This window comes from Calothrix sp. NIES-2100, assembly GCF_963875285.1.
Classification (GTDB): domain Bacteria; phylum Cyanobacteriota; class Cyanobacteriia; order Cyanobacteriales; family Nostocaceae; genus Aulosira.
Genome location: NZ_CAWNLA010000001.1, coordinates 5,353,385 through 5,364,552 on the forward strand (window position 1 = coordinate 5,353,385; position 11,168 = coordinate 5,364,552).

Here is an 11,168-nt window from a genome sequence, read left to right on the forward strand (position 1 = left end):
TTCATGAAGAGACTATCTGTATTATTGACTACGGAAGGGACTTATCCCTACCATAAGGGCGGTGTAAGTACCTGGTGTGATGTTTTAACCAGCCAACTTCCAGAGGTAGATTTTCATGTGTTGGCGATCGCGGCTAATCCTTACCTAGAGTTACGCTATAAATTACCCAATAATGTCAAGCAACTGGTGAAAGTGCCCTTGTGGGGAACAGAAGACCCTGTAGAATACTCTTGGCGCTTCCCCTTTTCTCAGGCATTTAAAAGCAAAATAGAAACCACAAACAGGGTAATTGCAACTCAGTTTATCCCTTTATTTGAGGGTTTTTTAACAGCCATCCTCTTGCACGAACCAGATATCGAGCAGTTGGCCCACCTCATACTGGCAATTTATAAATATTTTCAGCGTTATGACTACCACAAGACAATGGAGTCGAAACTGGTATGGTCAACTTTTCAACGTTTAACCGCTACTCATTGGCATCCGTTAGTTAATCCTAATGCCGTCAAACTCATAGAACAGACGGAAGCCATGCGCTTACTCTATCGGTTTCTCATTCCCATTCATATCCCTGTTCCTAAAACCGATATCACCCATGCCTCATCTGCTGGTTTTTGTGGCTTACCCTGTGTTATTGCCAAGTTAGAAAGAGGTACTCCTTATCTGCTCACAGAGCATGGTATCAATATTCGAGAGCAGTATTTAAATTTAAATCGCAGTATTCCCTCCCTATTTGTGCGTCAATTCTTATATCGATTAATGGGGGCGGTAGTTAAAGTCAACTATCACTACGCCGATCAAATTTCTCCTGTTTGTGAATACAATGCTCGTTGGGAACGTTGGTGGGGGATACCTGACCATAAAATCAAGGTGATTTACAACGGAGCCGATCCAAATATCTATCATCCTACCCCAACCGTCGCTAAAGAACGACCTCAAGTCATGAACATGGGCTTGATTTTTCCTCTCAAAGGACAACTAGATTTGATCGCCGCAGCCGCTATTGTCCGAGAGAAAATCCCCAATGTGGAATTTCGCTTTTATGGTCGTCCTTCCGATGAAAAATATTTTGCTCAATGTCAAGAATTAGTTCGCACCCATAATTTAGAAGCAAATATCAACTTTGCCGGATTTACTAGCGAGCCTTGGCGAGCTTACAGTGAGGCAGATGTAGTGGCTATGTCGAGTATTTCTGAGGGCTTCCCTTATGCTCTCATTGAAGCCATGCTTTCCGGGGCTACCATTGTTTCTACGGATGTCGGCGGTGTCAGCGAAGCTTTAGGTGATACCGGATTACTCGTACCAGCCCATCGTCCTCAAGCCCTAGCTGCGGCGATTTTGCAGCTTCTAGAGTTACCCGAAACTGATAGGCGGAAATTTGGCCAGTTAGCCCATGAACGCGCCCTCAAGTTATTTACTCAGCAAAAATTCTTAGATGCACACATGGATAGTTATTACAACCTCATGAAACAAGTAAAAACAGACACAACTTCTATGAAAGAGTTGGCGATCGCATCTTCTAAGTAGAGAGGCGCAAAAAATCGAAGTTGCTCACTGAGCGTAAAGCCTCCGGCATAGCTTCTCCTGTCGGAGAGGCTGCGCCAACGCTTAGCGCGTAGCGTCTCGCAGAGAAGTCGAAGTCAGCCAAGTTGCTCACTGAGCGAAGTCGAAGTGAGCGAAGTCGAAGTCAGCCAAGTCTAAATGTGCCCTCTATCTTGTCTTAATTACAATTTTTAACGGCGACTGAACTTATCTAAATATATGAATCTTTATTTCAAAACAACACGCAAATTGATTATGAGTGGTTTATTGACAGCAACACTTGCTTGTAGTAATGGGATTAAGCCAGAAACTGCCACGGCTCAAACTAAAATTCTCATCCCTCTTTATTCCTATCCTACCTGGTACAATCCCGAAGCTTATACTTGGCCGAAAATAGCTGCGGCTGCAAGTCAAGTCCCGATTACTGCCATTATTAATCCCAATAATGGCCCCAATAATGGCCCACCAAACAGAGATTATGCCAGAGGTATTCAAGACCTCAAACAAGGGGGTGTAACAATCCTGGGTTATGTGGCTACGAATTACGGCAAACGCGACATCTCTCAAGTCAAAGCTGATATTGATATCTACGCTAAGCATTTTCATCTTGATGGGATTTTCTTAGATGAAGCCGCCAGTGGGGCAGACAAGCTCAACTACTACCAGGAAATTTACAAACACATTAAAACTCAGCCCCAACTGAAAATGGTTGTACTCAACCAAGGTACTCAAACCGATCAAGGATATCTGACTCGACCAGCAGGGGATAACCTAGTCATTTTTGAAAATTATTCAACTGCTTGGAATCAATACCAGCCTCAGACCTATGTCAAAAATTACGAGTCTGGGCATTTTTCCTGTTTAATTCACACCGTTCCTGATGTTGCCACAATGAAACAACATATTAATCAGGCTGTGGCACGCAATATCCAATATATCTACATCACAGATGATAGCCCTGATAATCCCGACAAAGATCCTTGGAACAGCTTACCCTCTTACTGGCAAGAGGAAGTAAATCATATCCGGTCTTTAAATCAAAAAGTTCAGAGGTCTTCAGGAAGCTGAACTTGATAGATTCTCAAGTCATTATCTTCATAATAGATAGCCACCTCCTGTTCATGGAGGTGACGATAAGTCTCACACATCTGCAATGCTGTAAATTGTAAGCTGGCACGACCTGCCGATGAGCGATAGTTACGATAGGTAGGGTCAGATAAAACAGAGTAGGGAAGCATTTGGCTTTCACTCAGTCCTGTAACCAAGGGTCGTTTTTCGACAAAGATAAACAGATTTGGTACTGAATAACGGAAGTGAAAATCAGGTTTGCTGACTTTAGATCCATACTTCTCCACAAATAACCCCAGATCCTCATACCAGCCAGCACCATAACTTTCTGCTAGTTGTTCAATGGGGGCGACAATCACCCAGCGCTTGATGGGGAATCTAACTCGTAGTTCTAGGGTTTTACGCGCAGCCATTTCATATTCGAGATAGCTGAGTTTCGGAGAAAGTGGCAACAAAAAGTTAATTGCGATCGCCAACATCAAAATCACGCAGATAATCTCAGACCATAAACCTAATATCAGACTCAGCAACCAGCTGCTGGGGATTAACACCAGTCCCCAAAGCCAGCTTAGTCCTACAGGTAGTGTGACTAAAAAAGTGCTTTCCCATCCCAAGGGATTTTCCGGGAAAGCAAAGCCTAAAGCCAATATTATCCAACTAATAGTAACTACAGTTAGTGCTAATCTCCCTCCACCAATGAAGCTGATTCCGCCGATGAATGCCAGAATCAGCAACGTTGGTTTAATAATTGCCACGATCGTTAAGCAGCAAACTGCATCAATCAACGCTTCTCGACGATATTTACTTTTAGAAGCTTCCCAACCTCGTCCTAAACCTAAAACCAAAAACATAACTCCAATTTCTAAGTTATCCCCTGCCCATTGGCGGATTAAGGAGGAATTCAAACTTTGAGTTACTGTTGTTAGCCATTGCTGTAACCAAATCGGAGCAAATTCAGGAATATGTCGATGGGAAGTGAACAGATAAGCCCCTAAGCTACACATCGCACCAATAGCAGCTGTTTTATGCTGAGAAATCACACCGATACCATAGCCGACACTTAGCACCAATAGACAGCCTAAGAGGGGCCCCAGGAAGCGGATCACCTGCATGGCATCAATCGCACCCAACAGCGATAAGACGCTAGCTAAAGTAGAGAAGGCGGGAAAAGAGTGAATCTGTCCTGGCCAATCCCCTGCTATGAGTTGCCTGGTAGCCAGCAGAATACTATAACTATCTGGATTTCCCAAACGCAGTTCCTGCAAAGGATGCTCAAATCGCAGTAATACAGCAAACGTCAGGATAACAGTGAGTAGCAGAACCTCCAGTATTGTTTGTGAGAAGGCGATCGCGATTACTTGCTGAGCGATCGCCAGTTGTTTTTTTCCCGCCTGCCAACTTCTATCAACAACCTGAAGAATTTTTGGTAAAAAGCCTTGATCTAGAGCATCTAACACAGCAAATCCTACCCTGTGGCATATCAGATTCAACTGCTTTTTAACACGCCAATCATGCTGTTGCAGCCAGGGTAGAAGCAAACAACCGCTATATAAAAGTACTAGAGTAAACCAGCTAAACAAATGCAAGGCACTCAACAACCAAACCCCTATGAAAGTGACTAGCAACATTCGCGCCCAGCCACTTACTATTCGACTTGGCCAAGGCATTGTTTTCGGAAAAGTAAAAATTACGCTGGGCAGCCAGATAAACACAATGACAAGCACTATGGCTACCCATATAGTAGTGAGCAAATCAAAAATAAAGGTTTGCAGAACTAACACAATAATTTACATTAATATCTCTTAGTCAATCAAAACTCAGCTAGCAGCAACTGTCAATTCAAGGGTTCTAGATATACACATTAAGGCTACTCTTGCAACCTTGATAATTGTAAATTTAGTACACAATAGCGGAAATAAAGCCATCCCTCACAATGGCGCGAACATCTGATATGGTGAGCTTTTTGAATTCCGCACACCAGTACTAGGTTTTAACCCCCAAGCTTATTTAAACATGGTAATTACCTATTCAAAGTTATTTTATCATTTTAAAATGAGGAACATATGAAGAAAGTAAAATTAGTGTTTTTACTTGTTTTAACCGAGACTTTATAGATAGTTTATTGATTCTTTATAGAAAGTGTAATATGTTGAAAACGGTAGTTTTTATTACATAAAATTTAGCTATTTATTGTAAACAGTCTGAAATAATACCAATAATTAACAAAAGATTTAAAAAAATGCAGTTTTATGTCAAAAAAATAAACTTGCACAATCTGGTTAAAAAACAGATCAGTAAATTTATCGAGGTGTAGTAACATCATATTTGCATTATGAATAAAACAACGAAAATTTATGTACTGGAAAATTTACCAAGAATTTATTTTTTAATAAGTATTTACGTAAGACAATATGGTTCAGATGCTCATCAGGTTGATTATGAATAAATAAGTTAGTTAATTTGAAAAGTATCCTAAAAATTCGCCAATACCATCTCTAAAAATAGATTTTCAATTCTCAAAAAAATCTAACGATTGAAACGTATTGGTTGAACATCTAAAGTTTCAACATCATTTCAGGATAGAGGGTGATTAGTTTCACTTCTAGCCAACTTTTTGATGTATACATGCTGAAAAATTTATTTTTTGAGGCAGACAAAAAAATTTCATTATCATTTAGGGAGAAAAAGATGGCTAAAAAAATATTAGTAACCGGAGGAGCAGGTTATATTGGCTCCCATACAATCCGTCAATTAGGAGAAGCTGGCTATGATGTAGTGGTTTATGACAACCTCTCTACAGGTTCAGCAGCATCAGTAATTTATGGTGAACTAATTATTGGTAGTCTCGACGATAAAAATTTATTATCTCAAACATTTAGTCAACACAAATTTGATGCAGTTTTGCATTTTGCAGCTCATCTATCTGTACCAGAGTCAGTAGTAAAACCTCTTGATTACTATACAAATAATACTTGTAATACCCTGAATTTATTGCATTGTTGTCAATTATTTGATGTAAAAAAAATAATTTTTTCTAGTACAGCTGCGGTTTATGGTCAACCTGAGGAATATCCCGTAACAGAGTTATCACCGACCAAACCCATGAATCCCTATGGTCGTTCCAAGCTGATGAGCGAACAAATTATCCAAGACTTTGCGCAAGCATCTGGATTAAAATACGTGATTTTACGTTACTTTAATGTCGCTGGAGCAGATACTACAGGAAAGTTAGGTCAGTCTGCCAAGAAAGCAGAACACTTAATTAAAGTGGCTTGTGATGCAGCTTTAGGTCGTCGTCCCTGTGTGAATATCTTTGGAACAGACTTTCCCACCGCAGATGGAACGGGAATTAGAGATTACATCCATGTGGAAGATTTAGCTACAGCCCATGTTGATGCGTTGCAGTATCTCGAAGCAGGAAATGACAGTCAAATATTCAACTGTGGTTATGGTCAAGGCTATAGCGTGCGGGAAGTCTTAAAGATGGTGCAGAAAATCTCTGGAGTAGACTTTCCTGTAATTGAAAACCAACGACGAGCAGGAGATCCGGCTTGTGTTGTAGCCAGCGCTGATAAAATTCGCACCATATTAGGTTGGGAACCCAAATACAACAATTTAGAAACCATTGTCTCTACAGCTTTAAACTGGGAGAAAAAATTAATTGCTTTGGCCACATTAGAAAAACAGCTAGCACAACAGAATTTCCGGCTAGGTGCTCTATTGCTAGAAAACAAAATTATTTCATCGACCGAATTAGAACGAGCTTTACACGAGCAATTAGTCACTAAGCAGAAATTAGGGGAAATATTGGTGCATAAGTCAATTATTTCCACTCAAATGCTGGAAAAATTTTTGTTAGAGCAAACTTGGAGAAAACAAGGCATTTGGTTGCAAGTGTAAATCACAACAAATACTGAATTTTCTTGAGCTTTCTTGAGAATTTTTTACTAGAGGAATCCGGTTTTTTGAATAATTAACTTAATCCTGAAGTTTAAGTTTAGGGTTAGCAATGCCTACCCTATCTTGGGTTTGTAACCTATAGCAATACCTAAATTTCAAAAAATAAATGTGAATCCTCTAGTGAATTTTGGTTAAATATTTACCTTTAAGGGTGTAAAAAATCATGAGTAATGATCTGTTGATAATCGACCTCGAAGAGGTATTAAAAAGAGCAATAAATAACATTAGCGAATTCTTTACATCTGCTGAGTATGCGCAGAAAATGAATTTAGCATTTGGAGAAAAGTGGGATCAAGAGAAAGCCAAGAAGGTAATTGCGGGAATCATCAACAATACAAACCTCCCAGAAATTCAAGTAGTTGACTCTTTAGAAATAAATGGTGGACAAGGAGCTTTTGGGAGTTTTAACCAGACAATTTATTTATCAAAAGCGCTTTTAAATGATGCAGTCAAAAGTGTTGATGTCCTGATAGAAGAACTAGGGCATTTTATAGATTCGCAGATAAATATTCAAGATGCACAGGGCGATGAAGGAGCAATTTTTGCCGCAATCGTCCAAGGTAAAGAGCTAACTCAAACTCAACTCTTAGGGTTGAAAAGTGAGAACGATACAACAAATGTCATCATCAATGGAGAAGCCAGAACATTAGAGCTAGCAGCTACCTACGGTAATATTAGCCTCGATGGTAACTTAAGTGATTGGACATCAGCAGAGAGATTAGATTTTCTTCCTGGAACAGGAATACCAGGATACGAAATCTATGGAAAGTATGCAGGAGATGCTTATGTATTCGCCTTGAAATCGGATACCCAAGCGATAGGTGCGGGCACAACATTCTGGCTAAATACAGACAGAAATGCGAGTACAGGTTATCAAATATTTGGTCAGACTGGAGTAGGAGGAGCCGAATATAACGTTGATTTCTTTACAGATAATGTACCCTCTTTATACACAGGAGGAGCCGGAGCCAATTTGGTCGGTGGTTCTTTAAACTATGCCTATGGTACTAATAATCAAATAGTTGAATTCGCCGTTCCAATAGCACTTTTAAATGGAGCGCCACAAGCAATTGATGTTTTGACGGATATTAATAACCAAACATTTTTACCGTCTAATTATTCATCTCAAAAATATACGGTTTCTGTTTTACCACCAAGAACAGACTTTAGTAAGAAGGTTGGGATAGTATTTTCGGAAACTACAGCGAAAAATTTCTTTCAAGATAAAGCCTATACCCAACTCTTCCTGTCGATGCAAAGCCAAGCAATGCAGGCGGGTATTCCCTTTGATATTCTCACAGAGAATGACTTAACAGACCTCAGCAAGGTTGTTAATTATGATGCGCTGATATTTCCTTCTTTCCGAAATGTACCTCTGGCGAAGCTGGATGCAATTCAAAATACACTCACACAAGCCGTCTACAAATATAATATTGGACTGATTACAGCTGGAGACTTTTTAACTAACGATGAAAATAATAATGCTTTAGCCGGAGATTCCTACATCCGGATGAAGCAGTTGTTGAATGTGACTAGAACTGGTGGCGGTGGGCCAGTCAATGGTGTTCTCAACGCTGAGGATATTGCTCATCCAGTGATGCAAGGTTATTCTACGGACGAGGCGATTCGTAGTTATAACGGCATCTTTTTTAATAGCTATGGTGATGCAGATAGTACAGACAATAAAACACCCATAGTTCTCGCAGATTTTTTGGTAAATGGGCAGAAAAATAATGCTGTACTAGCAACACAAACCGGTGGTAGAAACGTCCATTTTGCCACTGAAGGGTTCATGGGAGATAACAATTTACTGTGGAAAGCATTGCAATGGGCTGTTCTTGATAACAAACCCAAAGTAGCGTTAAACATGAGCCGGGATGCAAGTATATTTGTTTCGCGGACTGATATGGATCAGTCTCAGGAAGCTGAGGATGTGAATCCGGTGGGAACTACTCCAGGGATTTACGATCGCCTGCTGCCGACTCTGACACAATGGAAAAACGACTATAATTTTGTCGGGTCATACTACATCAATGTGGGTAACAATCCAGCAAATGGGCAAGTGACTGACTGGACTGTCTCCAAGCCTTACTATAATCAAATCCTGGCTCTACAAAACGAAATTGGTACCCACTCTTATACTCACCCCGAAGACACAAATCAGAACACCTATAAAGAAAATAATGCGTCGGCTCCTATAACTCCCACTCTCACTGATGCACAATATGCTACTAAGTTGGAGTTTGAATTTAACCAATCACAATTAGTCATTGAGCAACAGTTAGGAATTCAAGTTTCAGGCGCAGCGATTCCCGGCGCACCAGAAGGTTTAGGAGTTTCCCAAGAGCTTCAGAAATACCTATCCTATGTTTCTGGTGGTTATGCAAGTGTAGGTGCAGGTTATCCCAGTGCTTTTGGCTTTATGTTTCCGGGTAAGGATTATGTCTATTTAGCCCCGAACATGTCCTTTGATTTTTCGCTGGTAGAGTTTCGCAAGTTAACAACACAGCAAGCGGAAGCAGAATGGCTTAAAGAATATACTGGTTTAACCAATCATGCAGCCCAAGCTATCATTCATTTTCCTTGGCATGATTATGGCCCTACAGCGTGGGATACTAGTCCAGAGGATAATCTACCCTCGCCTTACAATCAGGCAATGTTTACTAATTTCCTTGCCAGAGCATACAAGGATAATACAGAGTTTATTACCGCGTTAGATTTAAGCGATCGCATCAGAACTTTTGAGAAATCACAATTAACTATTGATTATCCCAGTGCAAATACTATTACTGCTACTGTTGCAGGAGTTACTAATGTAGGGACTTTTGGTTTAAATATCGATCCAACTCAAACCATTAAAAGTGTGAATGGTTGGTATGCCTACGATAAAGATACGGTATTCTTACCAGCTAATGGCGGTCAATTTACAATCAATTTGGGAACTCTTCAAGATGATGTGACCCATATTACTGACCTACCAATGCGTGGCGAATTGAAGTCTGTTATCGGTAATGGCACTGATTTAGAATTTACATTCTTTGGTGAGGGTAAAGTTGTCTTAGATTTAAAAAATCCCACTGGATTGAATATTGTCACTCAAGGTGCAAGTAGTACGACTCTCAACGGTGAGATTCTCGAGATGAATTTTAGCGGTCTGAGTCTACACACTGGCAAAGTGACATTAGCTCCAGATACTCCCCCAACAGTAGCTAACCCAATTGCCGATGTCAGCGTACTTGAGGATGCAGCAGATACTGTAATTAATTTAAGTAATGTCTTCACAGATATTGATAACGCTGTTACTGGCATTACTAAGACAGTTAAAGCTAATAGCAATAGTGGCTTAGTTAATGCCAGCATTGTTAACAATAATCTGACTCTGGATTATCTACCGAATCAATTTGGGACTGCGACAATTACTATTACTGGTACATCTAATGGCAAAACTGTTGATGATACCTTTACAGTCAACGTTGCGCCTGTGGATGATGCGCCGACTGTGGTTACTCCAATTGCTGATGTTATTGTTAATCAAGGTTCTGCTAACACTAATATTAATTTAGGTAGTGTCTTTACTGATATAGATAACGATGCTGCGGCGATTACTAAGTCAATTGTCACCAATAGCAATAACACCTTGGTGAATGCCTCAATTGTGGGTAATTCTTTAACCTTGCAATATTTACCCAATCAATTTGGTAATGCGCAAGTGACTGTGCGTGGTACATCTGGCGGTAAAACAGTTGATGATACTTTTAGTGTCACTGTTAACCCTGTGGGCAATATCATTAATGGTACTGCTGCAAACAACTCTCTTTTAGGTACTTCAGGTAGAGATATCATTAGCGGATTTGGTGGTAATGACACCATAGATCCTAGAGAGGGTAATGATGTTGTTTATGGTGGCGATGGTAACGATTATGTTTTGGGAAGTTTAGGGGATGATTTAATTTATGGGGACGCTGGTAACGATACGTTATTCGGTGGCTCAAATAACGATACCCTTACTGGTGGTAAAAATAGTGACCGATTAGTTGGTGACTCAGGAATTGACACTCTGATTGGTGTCAACCCCAATGATACTTTAGCTGGAGCAGGAGAAATTGATACCTTAACTGGTGGTACTCAAGCTGATTTATTTGTTCTCGGTGATAGAACTAAGGCTTACTACAATGATGGTAATAATCTTAGCTCTGGCACGGGTGACTATGCTCTAATTACAGACTTCAGTACCTTTGAGGGAGATAAAATCCAACTTTTTGGTAGCGCCGCCAACTATAGAATCAATAATCTTTCATTTAGTTTATCATTGGGCTTCCATAGCGCGCTTTACTTAAGAACTGGCGGTCAGGATGAGCTAATAGGAGCGATTCAAGGATTTAATAGCCTGAGTCTTACTAGTAGCAGTTTCAGCTATGTGAGCTAAATAATTACTAGCCTTTAGTTTGCGTGATTAACTCATACAGAGGAAGACACTTCCATACAAGTGTACCTCTGTTGAGTCAGCTAAAAAAGAAAGTGCAAGTCACAAAAAGTAAGTATATAAAATTAATATATTTTTGATTTTATATATACAAAAATCATCTTTTATTTGCCGGAAT

Annotated in this window: 5 protein-coding genes; 4 read left to right on the forward strand and 1 reads right to left on the reverse strand. The window is 40.0% G+C overall.

Going from position 1 to position 11,168, the window contains the following annotated elements; translation table 11 throughout:
- Window positions 1–3 precede the first annotated feature (3 nt).
- Window positions 4–1,524 carry a GT4 family glycosyltransferase PelF gene (gene pelF, locus AACU32_RS21935; protein WP_096603221.1) on the forward strand — a complete coding sequence of 507 codons (1,521 nt, stop codon included), beginning with the start codon at window positions 4–6 and terminating at the stop codon, window positions 1,522–1,524.
- A 270-nt stretch (window positions 1,525–1,794) separates the two neighbouring features.
- A complete protein-coding gene (locus AACU32_RS21940) occupies window positions 1,795–2,607 on the forward strand; it encodes a spherulation-specific family 4 protein (RefSeq protein WP_339378161.1) in 813 nt (270 codons plus the stop codon).
- Here the strand turns inward: AACU32_RS21940 and AACU32_RS21945 are convergent.
- Window positions 2,586–4,274 (reverse strand): hypothetical protein, encoded by a 1,689-nt coding sequence (locus AACU32_RS21945; protein ID WP_339378162.1) that lies wholly within the window; start codon window positions 4,272–4,274, stop codon window positions 2,586–2,588. The two genes, AACU32_RS21940 and AACU32_RS21945, sit on opposite strands and share 22 nt — an antisense overlap.
- Window positions 4,275–5,295: 1,021 nt before the next feature.
- Between AACU32_RS21945 and galE the strand changes: the two genes are divergently transcribed.
- Window positions 5,296–6,507, forward strand: coding sequence for a UDP-glucose 4-epimerase GalE (gene galE, locus AACU32_RS21950; RefSeq protein WP_096603225.1), 1,212 nt, complete (start codon window positions 5,296–5,298; stop codon window positions 6,505–6,507).
- A 223-nt stretch (window positions 6,508–6,730) separates the two neighbouring features.
- Window positions 6,731–10,993: a polysaccharide deacetylase gene (locus AACU32_RS21955; protein ID WP_096603227.1), complete on the forward strand. Its 4,263-nt coding sequence runs from the start codon at window positions 6,731–6,733 to the stop codon at window positions 10,991–10,993.
- Window positions 10,994–11,168 lie beyond the last annotated feature (175 nt).